The organism is Vagococcus fluvialis bH819 (genome assembly GCF_900163795.1).
Lineage (GTDB): Bacteria > Bacillota > Bacilli > Lactobacillales > Vagococcaceae > Vagococcus > Vagococcus fluvialis_A.
Map to the genome: position 1 here is coordinate 220,657 of NZ_FWFD01000007.1, position 13,000 is coordinate 233,656.

Sequence of the window (13,000 nt, forward strand, 5' to 3'; positions counted from 1 at the left end):
GATAACTAAGTGAAACGTCAGGTACTATTTGTAGATGGTTATAATATGATCGGTGCTTGGCCGTTTCTTGATAAGCTAAAAAAACAAGATAAGCTCGCTGATGCAAGAGATCAACTTTTATTTATGCTATCAAACTATGCCAAATACGAAGGTATTGAAATTATTGTTGTCTTTGACGCACAGTTTGTACCAGGAATCCAACAAGTATATGATGAATATGGAGTTACGGTTATTTTCACGAAAGAAGAAGAAACGGCTGATACTTACATTGAACGAGAGGCTGGAGAGAAAATAAATCCATTGACACATGTTCGTGTCGCAACAAGCGATATGGCAGAACAATGGATTATTTTTTCAAGAGGAGCTTTAAGGGTTTCAGCAAGAGAATTATACAAAGCAATTAAGTCCTCAGAAAAAAAAATCCAGACAGATACTGAAGATTATAAATTTCAAAATTTTAGACGAAATAGTCCGTGGTCAGGAGATCAATTAGAAACCCTAAAGAAAATATTTGATGAGTTAGATAATTAGTTAACTAAGAAAGAGAATGTTAGTTCTCTTTCTTAGTTTATTATTTAATGGTACGATTTGTATACAGAAGAGGGAAGCGGTTTCTTTTTTAAGGGGCGTATAGGTTTGGAAGAGAAAGAAGTCATATTAAATAGAGCGAAATTAGGTTGTAATGATTCGTTTGAAGTGGTTTTTAATCAATATATACCTGTAGTTTTAAAACAACGAAACTTGTATTATTTGAGAGATTTAGATTTAGATGATTGGCTTCAAGAAGGCCGTTTAGTTTGTTATCAATCATTACTAAAATATGATAGTAGTAAAAATGTAACATTTGGTTTATTTTTTAAGATGAATTTTAATCGCCATATTATTAGTTTGTTAAGGCATCAAGAAGCTCAAAAAAGACGTATATATCGATACACAGATTCTTTAGATTCTAAAATGAATTCATTTGGTGAATGTATTAGTCGAGGGACTGAAGATTATCGTGCAGATACAAGTATAAAATATATTTATGTCAGAGAGTCATTAGAAAAATTACCTGAGCAATTATCAAAATTTGAACAAAAAGTTTATCATTATACTTTATCAGGAATGAGTATTGAGGAAATATCAGATATCACAGATATTTCACAGAGAAAAATTTTATTTGGCTATAATCGTTTAAAAGTAAAATTAAAAAAACAAATATTATAAGAAAAGGACAACTCTCTCTTCTATTATCAAAATTAATAAGATCAATTTAAAAATAAGTAAATAATTAAAATTAGCTGAATCTATTGCTAAAGTATGTGTATTATGATAAAATTTGAAGTTTTTTATAAAATATGTTACAATGTTATTCGAGGTGAGTTGGATGGCAGCGAGTATTTTAACAATCAAAAAAGAGCTAGAAAACAAAATAGGTAGTCGAATTACCTTAGTCGCACAGACAGGTAGAAAGCGACAAACTGAACGTAGTGGTATATTATCAGAAACATATCCTTCTGTATTTATTGTTGATTTAGATCAGGATGAGAACGCATTTGAAAGAGTATCATATAGCTATACTGATATTTTAACTCGTGCAGTAGAGGTCCAATTTGCAGATGGTGTGCAAGAAGAAATTATAGGTTAATAACTAAATATGATGAGTTGGCTAATATCGGATGATAGGTTGTAGCTCGTCACATATAAAATAAAAAAGATAACTACTTAATTAAGAAGTTGATCTTTTTTTATTTTTTTAGAAAGGTGATTGATATGGTAAAAGTATTATTTGTCTGTTTAGGTAATATCTGTCGTTCTACTATGGCAGAAGCAGTATTTCGGGACAAAGTGATAAAAGAAAACTTAGATGCTGAGATTCATGTCTCGTCAGCTGCTACAAGTAGTTGGAATTTAGGGGATTCACCGTATAAAGGGACAAGAGAAATATTGGATAGAGAAAATATTAGTTATGAGGGGATTTACTCTTCTAAAATTACACCAACAGAATTTGAAACATATGATTACATTATTGGTATGGATGAGAGCAATATAGATAATTTACTCGAATTAAATCCATCTCCCAAAAATAAGGAAAAGATTCATTTATTTTTATCAGAGAGTATTAAAGAAGTCAGAAAAGTAGTACCAGATCCATATTATACTGGAGATTTTGAATTAACCTATAAGTTGGTCAATTTAGGAACAGATAAATGGCTCGAAAAAATTAAACAACAAATAAACGGCTAGGAATTTTTCCTAACCGTTTATTTTAATTATTTAGTTGATTCAGTTGTTTCTTCTTTTTTTTCAGATTTTTTGTCATCTTTTTTGTCTGATTTTTTATCTTCTTTTTCTTCTTTTTTAGGTAAGTAAGGATCTAAGATTTTCTTGAATTGATCATCAGTAATTTTAACGTTAGCTTTTTCTAATTCTTTACCAAGAACTTCTTGCGTGAAGGCTGGATCAGCCATTTTTGTTTCTTCAGTAATTTTTTTCAAGTCTTTTTCATATTTCTTGTAGTCGTTACCTTTTTTCTGGTTTTTAACCATTTTTACAATGTAGAAAGAGTCTGCTCCAGTTTGCATATTTTGAGATTCAACAATCCCAGAAACTTTATCATCTTCTAATTTGTAAGCTTCTTGTTTTACTTGCTCAGGAACTAAAATACCTTCTGGTTTGGTAACCATAGTAGAATCGAAAGTTACTTTTCCACCGTCTTTTTTAGAAGCTTCATCTAAAGAAACTTCTTTTGCTACAGCTGTAAAATCTTTGCCATCATTAACATCTTTTAATGCTTTTTCAGCATCTTCTTTTTTATCAAATGCCATTATTTGAGCATCTACGCTAGGATGGAAAGTAGACCATGTTTCTTTTAAGTCAGCATCAGTAATTTTTAAGTGTGATTTTAACATTTCTTTAAATGCTAATGTACTCTTAATATTTTCTTTGTACGTTTTAATATCTAAGTTATTTTGTTTTAATAAATCTTCAAATGCTTTTTTACCACCATTTTGTTCTTGAACTTTATCAAATTCTTTATCGATTGCTTTTTGATCCACTTTATCACCATAAGCTGCATCGGTTACTTTATTAACGATCATTCCTGTTAATACTTGGCTTGATTCTGGAGATTTTTTAAGTTCAGAATATAATTCGTCCTCAGAGATTTTGCCACCTTTCATAGTAGCGATATCTTTACCACCTGAACATCCAGCAAGTGTAAGAACTCCTAAAAGAGCTACAGCTGCTAATTTTAATGATTGTTTCTTCATAATTATTTGCACGTCCTATTCTTCTTAATTTTTAATTTGAATTACTATAATTGCATCACGACTAATACTATATCATATAATTCTTTTGAAAAATACGGAATTCAAAAAAATTTCATATAATAAACACAAGTTAACAATAATAGAACAATTAATACTATATTGTTCTATTATTTTATGCTATTACTAAAATCAGTTATTTCTGTCTCGATTTTTGCAATCTGTTTTTTCATGTCTTCTAATCGGAATTTTGTTTTGAAATCAAATCTATCCAAACTCTTTTGAGTTCCTTCAATAAATTCAGGAATCATTGTTTCTGTTAATTCTTGAAGGTGAGACGCGTGAAATCGGACGTCATCAGAGCTTGTTTTAATATCTTTTAATAACTGAAAGGTATCATCAAGTTCCTCTTGAATTTTTTTTCTAGTTTCTTTACCAGATCTTGGCGCAAGCAACAAGGCAGCAGAGCCACCAATAATTCCTCCAATCAAAAGTCCTTTAGCGAATTTTTTTCCAGAAAATTTTTTCTTAGTCATTTGTAATTGTCTCCTCTATTAATTTAGCCATAGCAACCATATCTTCAGTTGAATATTTATCACCATTATTAGAAAAAGTAATAGAAAAATCATCTTTTTCACTATAACGAGGGATCAGATGAATGTGTGAATGAAAAACAGATTGATAAGCAAGCTCTTTATTATTATTGATTAAGTTAAGACCTTTCATCTCAGGGAAAGATTTTTCTAATCCACGAGAAATTTTAGGGACTTTAGAGAATAAAAGGCTAGCGATTTCTTCATCGTATTCAAAAATGTCAGTCACATGTTTTTTTGGAATAACAAGGGTGTGACCTTTCGTTGTTTGAGTAATATCTAGAAAAGCATAGACATCATCATCTTCATATACGGTGTAGCTTGGTATTTCGCGATTAATGATTTTACAAAAAATACAGTCTGTCATCAAAAAGACCTCCTTTAATTATAAAATAACCTTACCACAAATAGATTTAAAAATGAATGCAATAATAGACAAAAATAGGAATACCTAATAAAAAGGTATGCTATAATTTATAATAGAATATTATGGAGGATAAGATATGAGCTTAAAAATAGAACATGTTACAGGAGGCTACGGTCATATTCCTGTGTTAAAAGATATTAATTTTGAAGTTAATGCTGGTGAAATAGTAGGATTAATCGGCTTAAATGGTGCGGGTAAGAGTACAACAATCAAACATATTATTGGTTTATTGACTGAACAAAAAGGATCAATTATGGTAGATGGTAAAACGCTAAAAGAAAATCCTGAGGACTACCGAAAAACAATTGGCTACATTCCAGAAACACCTATTCTTTATGATGAATTAACATTGAGGGAGCATATTGAAATTACAGCAATGGCTTATGATATTCCAATGGATGAAGCGATGAAACGCGCGGAGTCATTACTTAAAACCTTTAGATTAGAAAATAAGTTAGACTGGTTTCCAGCTCACTTTTCTAAAGGAATGAAGCAAAAAGTCATGGTGATGTGTGCTTTTCTAACAAAACCTAGTCTTTTTATTATTGATGAACCTTTTTTAGGTTTAGATCCCTTAGCAATTAACGCCTTACTAGAATTAATGAAACAAATGAGAGATGAAGGTGCCGCTATTTTGATGTCAACGCATATTTTAGCGACAGCGGAAAAATATTGCGATCGCTTTGTCGTCCTTCATGATGGGGAAGTTCGAGCAATTGGTTCGATGAATGAGTTAAGGCAAGAGTTCCAATTACCTGATTCTTCTTTAGATGATATTTACATCTCATTAACGAAAGAAGTGGAGGCTTAAGTATGAACCTCTTTTATAAACAACGGAAAAACATTCACACAAAACATATGATGCGCTATTTGAAGTATGTGTTTAATGATCATTTTTTACTTGTTATGCTGATTGCTATGGGGGGATTTGGGCTTTATTATTCCGAATTTGTTAAAAGTTTAACACCTGAATTTTTTTTAGGGAGACCTTTTGTTATAATCATTTGGAGTATGAGCTTATTAATTGGTAAGATTGCTACATTACTAAAAGAACCAGACATGATTTTTCTTTTGCCTAAAGAACGTCAGATGACAACGTATTTAAAAGAGTCTTTTAAAGGTTCGATAATACTTCCGTTTGGCATGATATTATTAATTTCAGGAATTACAATGCCTCTATTGGTAGCTACAAGTAATATTGAATTCTCTGATTTTTATATGTTAGTTATCAACTTATGGTTACTGAAGTTAGCTCATTTATTGATTCAAATACAAGGACTATACTTAAATACAAAAAAAATAACTAGAATAGAAGAAAGTATTTTATTATTGTTAACAATTGTTAGTTTAATAGTTAATTTGTATGTTGTACCTTGGGCAGGGGCAATTTGTTCTTTTTTATTTGTTATTGTATGCTACCAACAAACAAAAAAATCTTTAAACGAAAATCCTCTAGACTGGGAAAAATCTATTCGCTTAGAGCGTAAAAGATTGAAAAAAATCTATTCTTTTATTAATTTATTTACAGATGTTCCTGGTCTTCAAGCAGATATTAAAAGACGTGCGTATCTAGATGTTTTCTTAAATAAGATAAAAAAAGAACAAAGGCAAACTTATACTTATCTTTATGCGCGAGTGTTTCTACGAGGAACAGAGTACAGTGGTTTAGTAATCAGATTAACAGTAATTGGCGGATTGATTTTATTCTTTAGTGATCAATTGATCTTAAATGCTATTATTAGTGTTTTATTTGTTTATTTAATTGGATTTCAGTTATTACCTATTTATAATGAATTCGATTATATGTTAATGACCCAGCTGTATCCGATAAAAAAAGAACAAAAATTAAACGCTGTCGAAAATTTAATTAGAAAAATTTTAATGGGTGTAATTACTATATTTAGTGTTGTAATACTGATTAAGTTACAAGATAAAGTGGGTGGCTTATTAATTATTGGTTTAATGATAATTGAAGGTATCGTTTTCACAAAACTCTATGCACCAAGACGTTTAAAAAAATTAGATAAATCATTGATTTGAAAGGAAAGTCGTGTAAGAATGTGATATACTATTCTTCGACTTCTGAAAAAAATGAAGTGTTTGAAAGTAGTCATAACTAGTTGGATTAAAAGGAGAAGCTAATGTTTAAATTTGATAATTCATGGAATCTCCAACCAATTAAGGGAGATACCGGTAAAGCATATAAAGGAATCAGAGATAGTGAATCAGTTTTTATAAAAAGAAATTCAACCCCGTTTTTAGCTGCTTTGTCACGAGAAGGGTTGACACCTAAATTACTTTGGACCAAAAGAACAAGTGATGGGGACGTTTTGACTGCCCAGGAATGGTTAGATGGAAGACAACTAACACCAGAAGAGATGAGTAAGAGTGGTGAAGTTATCCGGATTCTTCAACATTTACACCAATCAGATTCTTTAAAGTCTATGTTACAAAGAATGGATGGTCGTGAAAAATCCGCTTTTGATTTTTTGAGTGATTACGCCTTGGATTTACCAGATGATTTGAAAAAAAATCTTTATTTAATGCGTGTTTTTAGATATTTAGAGGATCACTTACCATCGTTCCATCCAGTCTACTACACTGCTTGCCATGGCGATCCAATGCATAATAATTGGTTATTATCAACAGAAGATACCGTATTTTTAGTCGATTGGGACTATTCAGTTTTAGCTGATCCCGCTTTAGATATTGGCACAATTTTAGGTCAGTATATTGATATTAAGTATTGGGATTATTGGGTAGCAGAGTACGGTGCAACAGGTGAAGAAAATATAATGGACCGTGTGTATTGGTATGCGGGCATTAATTTATTACTTCAAATTAAAAGAAGTTATTTACATTATGAACGTGAGCAGATGAATGCTTATATTGCTCAATTAAAAAAGATATACAAATATTAAACATTATTTGGAAAAATCAAGGGAGGCTGACAATTTTAGTCAGCCTCTTTTTTAAAAAAGGAGTTTAACATGAGATTACGTAACAAACCAGGAGCAAAAGAAACAATCCTAAGTCATCCACAATATATATTAACAGATGGTAGCCAGTGGTTAGGAAAATGGCAAGAACGATTTGGAAAATCACAGCCGATTCATATTGAAGTAGGCAGTGGTAAAGGGCAATTTATCGTAGAGATGGCAAAAGCACATCCAGAAATTAATTATATAGGAATTGAGCTTCAAACAAATGCGATTATCGCCATTTTAGAAAAACAAATAGAAGAAAAGTTACCAAATTTACAATTATTGTTAGTAAATGGTGCTGACTTAACCGATTATTTTGCTGAAAATGAAGTAGATCTAGTTTATTTAAATTTTTCAGATCCATGGCCAAAAACAAAACATGAAAAGCGTCGTTTAACGTATCATACTTTTTTAAAAACATATGAAACAATTGCTAAGCCAGAAGCTGAACTTCATTTTAAGACAGATAATCAAGGGTTATTTGAATATTCTTTGGCTAGTGTGACATGGTACGGAATGACAATCAAAAAAGTTTGGTTAGATTTACACACAAGCGATTACGAGGGAAATATTATGACAGAGTATGAAGAAAAGTTCTCTGGGCGTGGAGAAAGAATTTACCGATTAGAAGCTGTATTTAACGGGAAATAAAGTGTCAATAGAAATAGCTTCTAAATTTCTTGAAGCTCCTTTCTATTAACACTTTTTATTTTTCAGTTATTCCAGTCGCTTGGAGCTAATCACTTTTTTTACCACCCTGATGTAGTTAGGGTTCAAAAAGCAACTCCTACGGCAACTTCACAATTTATAATCAATTCCAAAAGCGTGAATTGTTTATAAATTCTTCCAGTCGCTTGGAGTTAATCGCTTTTTTCACCACCCTGATTATATTTACGAATGATGGGTGGTTCGTAATTTTCGATAAATAGTTTGATTTCATCTAGGGAATCAGAGAAAAGTATTTTATCTCGGTCGATTTGAGTTAAGAAATTATTTGTCACCATGGTATTAAAAAATTCTGCTAACAGATCATAATAACCATCTATGTTATAAAAAATACAGGGGTTTTGATGTTCACCAATACGTCCCCATGAGATTACTTCGGAAATTTCTTCTAACGTTCCAGGGCCACTTGGGAGAGCAATGTAGATATCTGCTAGTTCGATCATTTTTCTTTTTCTTTCATGCATATCTTGAACAATGATTAACTCGTCAAGCCCTTGATGAGATAGCTCCCGTTCGGCTAAAAAAGTTGGCATCACGCCGATTGTTTTTCCATTTCCTTTAATGATGGTATCAGCGATAATTCCCATCAGTCCAACAGCACCACCACCGTAAACTAAGTCGTATTGATTAGTTAACATCCAATGACCGAATTCTTTAGTTTTTTCTTGATAGATTAATTTATCACCAGTGCTTGCACCACAATATATAGCGATTTTTTTCATTTTTATCCTCCTGACACTCAATATATGATACCATAGGATAAATCGAAAAAGGAGATAAAATAAGATGACATTGCAAAAATATCAAAAATGGGTCAGTTTTTTTTATAAAAAAAGAGGCTGGTATGATTTAAATCCATTTATTCGGGCAAATTTTTTGGCTGAGGAAACTGGGGAAGTATCTCGTGCAATAAGAGCGATTGAAATTGGACGTGACAGACCAGATGAACGACAGAAAAATGAAAAAGAACTAATCGATGATTTGAAGGAAGAACTTGGAGATGTTTTGGATAATGTGTTCATTTTAGCGGATAAATACGATATTCAAATCGAAGATATTTTAGAGAGCCATCAAAGGAAATTGGAAAAAAGATTTGGTGAGAAATAATTTTTTCAATAAAAGCAAATTGTTTCGTCATAAAAAATTCATAATTAGTGGTTATGATATATGTATACCAACAAAACAACCCTAATAAACTTTTTCATTTTATTTACTCCTCCAAAGTAAATAAAACAACTCCTTTTTGAGACTAGCTGATGAGCTAGTCTCTTTTTTTTAATCTTTTAGATAATTGTTAACTTCTTTTCTGGATTTCAAGATGACTATATTTTTTTCTCTATAAACGTTATTTAATTTTTTTATCAACGCCACTCGCTGAGTATTTTTGAAATGCCATGTCCATTTTAAAAAGTCCCAATCCACTTTTTCAGGGCAACCTTCATTCATATCTGGACGAGGGCTATTTTTATACATCTTATTTCGTTTTAAGACTTGATAAAGACAAACAGTTCTCGGAGGATCAATAAAAATAATCGTGTCACAAGCAGTAATTCTTAAATCCAAAGTATCACCATAATTTCCATCAATTATCCATTGTTCTTTTTCTATCAACTTCTTTTGAATAGTTATTTGTTCTTCTTTAGATGATAAAATCCAACCAGGTTTCCAAAATAATTTATCTAAATGAAAAAGGGGTAAATTAGTTTTTTCTTGTAGTTGAATGGCAAATGTTGATTTTCCAGCACCAGAAGAGCCGACAATGATTACTTTATTCATGAATAAACCTCCTCATATTAGTTAAAAACAAGTAAAAAAAAGAGGTTGACTGTATTCAACGGTCAATCTCTTTTTACTTAATACTAAACATATAATTACAGACGGTAAATATCAACGATACTACCAGTGTAAGCATCTGCGACAAACTCGTATTGAGCTAATTCACCATCTTCAATACGTGAAACCCCACCAGTGTAAACTTTTGATTTAATGGCGAATTTTTGTAATGGTTCTTTTTTAAAGTGAATCCATGAGCCTTCAATAGGACCTTCGTGTAAGAAATCTGCTTTAACCTTTTCTAAAATATCATCAGCAGAGAGTGTTTGATTTTTTTTATACCAATATGAAAGGGCAGCACCTGTGATAGCACCAACAGTTAATCCAATACCAATTCCAGTTGTTAAGCCATTTTGATAAAACTCTTTATTATTATTTTTTTTATTTTTAAGCATTATAATACCTCCCATAGTGAGTTTGTTGCTTATATTGTAGCACATATGAAACAAAAGGAAAAAATAAAAAGAAAAAAGTAAGAAGATTTTTCTCGTGTTATCCAAATATGTTATAATTAAGTGTAGATAGAAAGAGAGGTGGCTCTACTTTAACAGTAGATAACTTATGGATGATAAATTATTTAATCGAATCAAAGAACTAACAGAAATTCAAAGTACAAGTGGCTTTGAGGGGAATATGCGAGAAGTCATGACAAAAGAAATGACACCACTAGTAGATAAAATCGAATATGACGGTTTAGGTGGCGTATTTGGAATTAAAAAAAGTAAAGCTGAAAATGCACCTCGTATTATGTTAGCTTCACATATGGATGAAGTTGGGTTTATGTTAGCTCAAATTTTAGATAGTGGACTATTTCGTGTAGTACCATTAGGTGGATGGAATCCTTACGTGGTTTCAGCACAACGTTTTACCTTACAGACTAAAAAAGGTAACTATCCTGTGATTTCATCATCGGTTCCCCCACATTTATTACGTGGTACGGACGGTCAAAAATCAGTGGATGTTGCAGATATATTATTTGATGCTGGTTTTACTTCAAAAGAAGAGGCAGAAGAATTTGGCGTGAGACCGGGAGATTCGATTGTACCAGATGCTGAGACAATTAAGACAGCTAACGGTAAGCGAGTGATTGCTAAAGCATGGGATAATCGTTATGGTTGTACCTTAGTTTTAGATGTTCTTGAAGAACTAAAAGACAAAGAATTACCTAATACGTTGATTGCTGGAGCTAACGTTCAAGAAGAAGTTGGTTTACGTGGAGCAAAAGTTTCAACTAACAAATTCAAACCAGATTTATTCTTTGCAGTGGATTGTTCACCAGCAAATGATTTAGATGGTAAAAAGGATGCTAACGGTCGTTTAGATGGCGGATTTTTACTACGTATTTTTGATCCAGGAATGATTATGCTACCTCGTTTAAGAGAATATATTGTGGAAACAGCAGATGCTAAAGAAATACCGTATCAAAACTTTGTCTCAAAAGGTGGGACAGATGCTGGTGCGGCTCACTTAGCGAATGACGGTGTACCAAGTGCGGTTATCGGTGTTCCTGGTCGTTATATTCATACACATCAAACGATGTTTAGTATTAAAGATTATGAAGCAGCTAAAGCGATGGTTATGGAATTATTAACTTCTTTAGATCGTGACACTGTGGATACTATTATTTACGGAAAGTAGGTCTAGTTAATGATAATACCAACATCTTTAGAAGAAATTGCAGATTATATCGAAACAAAAAAAACAGTTCTTTTTTTCACAGCTGATTGGTGTGGCGATTGTGTTTTTATCAAACCACATATGCCGGAGATTGAAGCAACTTTCCCAGAATTAAATTTTGTTCAAATCGATCGAGATGATTATATTGAGTTGTGTCAAAAATGGGATGTCTTTGGAATTCCTAGTTTCATCGCTGTTGAAAATGGTAAAGAATTAGGTCGTTTTGTTAGCAAAGACCGTAAAACAAAAGAAGAGATTATTAACTTTTTAAAAACATTATAGAAAGAGGATGAGCGTATGTTAGAATCACAAGAGTACGATTCTATATTAGTCGGAACAGATGGTAGTGATCAAGCGAAATTGGCTTTTGAAAAAGCAATAGCAGTAGCAAAAAGAAATAATTCAAAAGTTGTTGTAGCTCACATCATTGAAAACAAACTTTACGGTGGCACCATGTCATTTTCAACGTTCACACCTGATTTAGTTCAAGCTGAATCAGATGAATCAAGACGTTTACTTGATAGTTATGTTGAAGAAGCTAAAAAATTAGGTTATGACAATGTTGAAACAGTTTTAGAGTTCGGATCACCAAAAATTATGATGTCTCGAGAGCTTCCTGAAAAATTTAATACTGATTTAATCATGGTGGGGCAATCAGGGCTTAATGCAGTGGAACGACTAGTGATGGGTAGTGTGAGTGATCATATCATTCGAACAGCTCCCTGTGATGTTTTAATTGTTAGACCGGAATAAAAAGCTATGGAGAGTAAGTGCTTTAGACGTGCTTACTTTCTTTCGTTAAAATAGAAAGGAATTCATCGAATGATAGCAAGTTATAATTTAAAAGGTGTTGGCGATACGTTAATCCTTATTTTAAGTAATTCAGAAGGTCAAGAAGTAGAGGCAATTAGAAAAGGTGATGTGGCTTGCGTCACACTCAAAGAAACTGGTGAAGTCGTAGGCTGGAATATTTTTTCTGCTTCTCACAAACTAACTAACTTACAAGGTGACGGTCAAGTTCAGTTGTCACCTTCTCAAATTACTGAATTAAATTTAGCCGTTAAAGAAGCTGGATTTGATGTAACATTTGAATGTGACAATTCTCCAAAATTTGTGGTTGGTTTTGTAAAAGAATGTGAAAAACACCAAGATTCAGATCACTTAAATATTACTAAAATTGAAGTGGATAATGGTGAAGAATTACAAATCGTCTGTGGCGCTTCTAACATGGTGCAAGGGTTGAAAGTTGTTGTAGCAAAAGTTGGTGCTATGATGCCTGACGGAATGATCATTTGGCCAGGTGAATTACGTGGTGTTAAGAGTGACGGGATGGTTTGTTCAGCTCGTGAATTACAGTTGGAAAATGCCCCAGATAAAAAAGGGATTCTAGAATTACCAGAATCATCTGTTGTCGGGTCAGCATTTAATTTTAATATAGCGATTAACGAATAAATATTTAACAAAGTATAATCTAAAATGATTGTAGTTTACTGAGCTTTCTTGTAAACT

At 32.1% G+C, this 13,000-nt stretch carries 19 protein-coding genes; 13 read left to right on the forward strand and 6 right to left on the reverse strand.

Annotated elements, in window-relative coordinates:
- The first annotated feature begins 9 nt into the window (after positions 1 to 9).
- The 4 genes from FM121_RS03745 (at position 10) to FM121_RS03760 (ending at position 2,229) form a co-directional block, all read left to right on the forward strand.
- A complete protein-coding gene (locus FM121_RS03745; protein WP_086950811.1) occupies positions 10 to 531 on the forward strand; it encodes an NYN domain-containing protein in 522 nt (173 codons plus the stop codon).
- Between the two features lie 105 nt (positions 532 to 636).
- The gene (locus tag FM121_RS03750) at positions 637 to 1,209 is read left to right on the forward strand and encodes a sigma-70 family RNA polymerase sigma factor (protein WP_179203785.1); all 573 of its coding nucleotides are present in this window, start codon (positions 637 to 639) and stop codon (positions 1,207 to 1,209) included.
- Positions 1,210 to 1,369: 160 nt separating this feature from the next.
- A complete protein-coding gene (locus FM121_RS03755) occupies positions 1,370 to 1,630 on the forward strand; it encodes a Veg family protein (protein WP_086950813.1) in 261 nt (86 codons plus the stop codon).
- Positions 1,631 to 1,755: 125 nt separating this feature from the next.
- Positions 1,756 to 2,229 carry a low molecular weight protein-tyrosine-phosphatase gene (locus FM121_RS03760; protein WP_086950814.1) on the forward strand — a complete coding sequence of 158 codons (474 nt, stop codon included), beginning with the start codon at positions 1,756 to 1,758 and terminating at the stop codon, positions 2,227 to 2,229.
- A 26-nt stretch (positions 2,230 to 2,255) separates the two neighbouring features.
- Here the strand turns inward: FM121_RS03760 and FM121_RS03765 are convergent, their stop codons facing one another.
- The 3 genes from FM121_RS03765 to FM121_RS03775 all read right to left on the reverse strand — a co-directional run bounded on the left by FM121_RS03765 (position 2,256) and on the right by FM121_RS03775 (position 4,211).
- Positions 2,256 to 3,254: a peptidylprolyl isomerase gene (locus FM121_RS03765; protein WP_086950815.1), complete on the reverse strand. Its 999-nt coding sequence runs from the start codon at positions 3,252 to 3,254 to the stop codon at positions 2,256 to 2,258.
- A 167-nt stretch (positions 3,255 to 3,421) separates the two neighbouring features.
- Positions 3,422 to 3,787 carry a YtxH domain-containing protein gene (locus FM121_RS03770; protein ID WP_086950816.1) on the reverse strand — a complete coding sequence of 122 codons (366 nt, stop codon included), beginning with the start codon at positions 3,785 to 3,787 and terminating at the stop codon, positions 3,422 to 3,424.
- On the reverse strand, positions 3,780 to 4,211 hold the full coding sequence (locus tag FM121_RS03775) for an HIT family protein (RefSeq protein WP_086950817.1): 432 nt from the start codon (positions 4,209 to 4,211) through the stop codon (positions 3,780 to 3,782). The genes FM121_RS03770 and FM121_RS03775 overlap by 8 nt, the downstream gene beginning before the upstream one ends.
- A gap of 136 nt (positions 4,212 to 4,347) precedes the next feature.
- Here FM121_RS03775 and FM121_RS03780 point away from each other — a divergent pair, with 136 nt between their 5' ends.
- From FM121_RS03780 to trmB, 4 genes are all read left to right on the forward strand, one after another.
- Positions 4,348 to 5,082 (forward strand): ABC transporter ATP-binding protein, encoded by a 735-nt coding sequence (locus tag FM121_RS03780; RefSeq protein WP_086950818.1) that lies wholly within the window; start codon positions 4,348 to 4,350, stop codon positions 5,080 to 5,082.
- A gap of 2 nt (positions 5,083 to 5,084) precedes the next feature.
- Positions 5,085 to 6,311, forward strand: a complete 1,227-nt coding sequence (locus FM121_RS03785) for an ABC transporter permease (protein ID WP_086950819.1) — start codon at positions 5,085 to 5,087, stop codon at positions 6,309 to 6,311.
- Positions 6,312 to 6,412: 101 nt separating this feature from the next.
- Positions 6,413 to 7,192 carry a phosphotransferase family protein gene (locus FM121_RS03790; RefSeq protein ID WP_086950820.1) on the forward strand — a complete coding sequence of 260 codons (780 nt, stop codon included), beginning with the start codon at positions 6,413 to 6,415 and terminating at the stop codon, positions 7,190 to 7,192.
- 69 nt (positions 7,193 to 7,261) lie between these two features.
- Positions 7,262 to 7,906, forward strand: a complete 645-nt coding sequence (trmB, locus tag FM121_RS03795; protein WP_086950821.1) for a tRNA (guanosine(46)-N7)-methyltransferase TrmB — start codon at positions 7,262 to 7,264, stop codon at positions 7,904 to 7,906.
- A 209-nt stretch (positions 7,907 to 8,115) separates the two neighbouring features.
- On the opposite strand, the gene FM121_RS03800 is transcribed toward trmB, so the two are convergent.
- The gene (locus FM121_RS03800; protein WP_086950822.1) at positions 8,116 to 8,703 is read right to left on the reverse strand and encodes an LOG family protein; all 588 of its coding nucleotides are present in this window, start codon (positions 8,701 to 8,703) and stop codon (positions 8,116 to 8,118) included.
- A gap of 64 nt (positions 8,704 to 8,767) precedes the next feature.
- Between FM121_RS03800 and FM121_RS03805 the strand changes: the two genes are divergently transcribed.
- Positions 8,768 to 9,088 (forward strand): MazG nucleotide pyrophosphohydrolase domain-containing protein, encoded by a 321-nt coding sequence (locus FM121_RS03805; RefSeq protein ID WP_086950823.1) that lies wholly within the window; start codon positions 8,768 to 8,770, stop codon positions 9,086 to 9,088.
- 168 nt (positions 9,089 to 9,256) lie between these two features.
- On the opposite strand, the gene FM121_RS03810 is transcribed toward FM121_RS03805, so the two are convergent.
- Together FM121_RS03810 and FM121_RS03815 are read right to left on the reverse strand one after the other, a co-directional pair.
- On the reverse strand, positions 9,257 to 9,757 hold the full coding sequence (locus tag FM121_RS03810; protein ID WP_086950824.1) for a DNA topology modulation protein: 501 nt from the start codon (positions 9,755 to 9,757) through the stop codon (positions 9,257 to 9,259).
- Between the two features lie 95 nt (positions 9,758 to 9,852).
- A complete protein-coding gene (locus FM121_RS03815) occupies positions 9,853 to 10,209 on the reverse strand; it encodes a PepSY domain-containing protein (RefSeq protein ID WP_086950825.1) in 357 nt (118 codons plus the stop codon).
- A 166-nt stretch (positions 10,210 to 10,375) separates the two neighbouring features.
- Here FM121_RS03815 and pepA point away from each other — a divergent pair, with 166 nt between their 5' ends.
- The 4 genes from pepA (at position 10,376) to ytpR (ending at position 12,943) form a co-directional block, all read left to right on the forward strand.
- A complete protein-coding gene (pepA, locus tag FM121_RS03820; RefSeq protein WP_086950826.1) occupies positions 10,376 to 11,452 on the forward strand; it encodes a glutamyl aminopeptidase in 1,077 nt (358 codons plus the stop codon).
- Positions 11,453 to 11,461: 9 nt separating this feature from the next.
- Positions 11,462 to 11,773 carry a thioredoxin family protein gene (locus FM121_RS03825; protein WP_086950827.1) on the forward strand — a complete coding sequence of 104 codons (312 nt, stop codon included), beginning with the start codon at positions 11,462 to 11,464 and terminating at the stop codon, positions 11,771 to 11,773.
- Positions 11,774 to 11,788: 15 nt separating this feature from the next.
- Positions 11,789 to 12,244, forward strand: a complete 456-nt coding sequence (locus tag FM121_RS03830; RefSeq protein WP_086950828.1) for a universal stress protein — start codon at positions 11,789 to 11,791, stop codon at positions 12,242 to 12,244.
- 69 nt (positions 12,245 to 12,313) lie between these two features.
- Positions 12,314 to 12,943 (forward strand): YtpR family tRNA-binding protein, encoded by a 630-nt coding sequence (gene ytpR, locus FM121_RS03835; protein ID WP_086950829.1) that lies wholly within the window; start codon positions 12,314 to 12,316, stop codon positions 12,941 to 12,943.
- Positions 12,944 to 13,000: the final 57 nt, after the last annotated feature.

What these genes read in the sequence shown, in the direction of transcription:
- FM121_RS03755 (WP_086950813.1), top strand. Translation starts at nt 1,370, where the DNA reads ATGGCAGCGAGTATTTTAACAATCAAAAAAGAGCTAGAAAACAAAATA.
- FM121_RS03760 (WP_086950814.1), top strand. Translation starts at nt 1,756, where the DNA reads ATGGTAAAAGTATTATTTGTCTGTTTAGGTAATATCTGTCGTTCTACT.
- FM121_RS03765 (WP_086950815.1), bottom strand. Translation starts at nt 3,254, where the DNA reads ATGAAGAAACAATCATTAAAATTAGCAGCTGTAGCTCTTTTAGGAGTT.
- FM121_RS03770 (WP_086950816.1), bottom strand. Translation starts at nt 3,787, where the DNA reads ATGACTAAGAAAAAATTTTCTGGAAAAAAATTCGCTAAAGGACTTTTG.
- FM121_RS03775 (WP_086950817.1), bottom strand. Translation starts at nt 4,211, where the DNA reads ATGACAGACTGTATTTTTTGTAAAATCATTAATCGCGAAATACCAAGC.
- FM121_RS03780 (WP_086950818.1), top strand. Translation starts at nt 4,348, where the DNA reads ATGAGCTTAAAAATAGAACATGTTACAGGAGGCTACGGTCATATTCCT.
- FM121_RS03785 (WP_086950819.1), top strand. Translation starts at nt 5,085, where the DNA reads ATGAACCTCTTTTATAAACAACGGAAAAACATTCACACAAAACATATG.
- FM121_RS03790 (WP_086950820.1), top strand. Translation starts at nt 6,413, where the DNA reads ATGTTTAAATTTGATAATTCATGGAATCTCCAACCAATTAAGGGAGAT.
- trmB (WP_086950821.1), top strand. Translation starts at nt 7,262, where the DNA reads ATGAGATTACGTAACAAACCAGGAGCAAAAGAAACAATCCTAAGTCAT.
- FM121_RS03800 (WP_086950822.1), bottom strand. Translation starts at nt 8,703, where the DNA reads ATGAAAAAAATCGCTATATATTGTGGTGCAAGCACTGGTGATAAATTA.
- FM121_RS03805 (WP_086950823.1), top strand. Translation starts at nt 8,768, where the DNA reads ATGACATTGCAAAAATATCAAAAATGGGTCAGTTTTTTTTATAAAAAA.
- FM121_RS03810 (WP_086950824.1), bottom strand. Translation starts at nt 9,757, where the DNA reads ATGAATAAAGTAATCATTGTCGGCTCTTCTGGTGCTGGAAAATCAACA.
- FM121_RS03815 (WP_086950825.1), bottom strand. Translation starts at nt 10,209, where the DNA reads ATGCTTAAAAATAAAAAAAATAATAATAAAGAGTTTTATCAAAATGGC.
- pepA (WP_086950826.1), top strand. Translation starts at nt 10,376, where the DNA reads ATGGATGATAAATTATTTAATCGAATCAAAGAACTAACAGAAATTCAA.
- FM121_RS03825 (WP_086950827.1), top strand. Translation starts at nt 11,462, where the DNA reads ATGATAATACCAACATCTTTAGAAGAAATTGCAGATTATATCGAAACA.
- FM121_RS03830 (WP_086950828.1), top strand. Translation starts at nt 11,789, where the DNA reads ATGTTAGAATCACAAGAGTACGATTCTATATTAGTCGGAACAGATGGT.
- ytpR (WP_086950829.1), top strand. Translation starts at nt 12,314, where the DNA reads ATGATAGCAAGTTATAATTTAAAAGGTGTTGGCGATACGTTAATCCTT.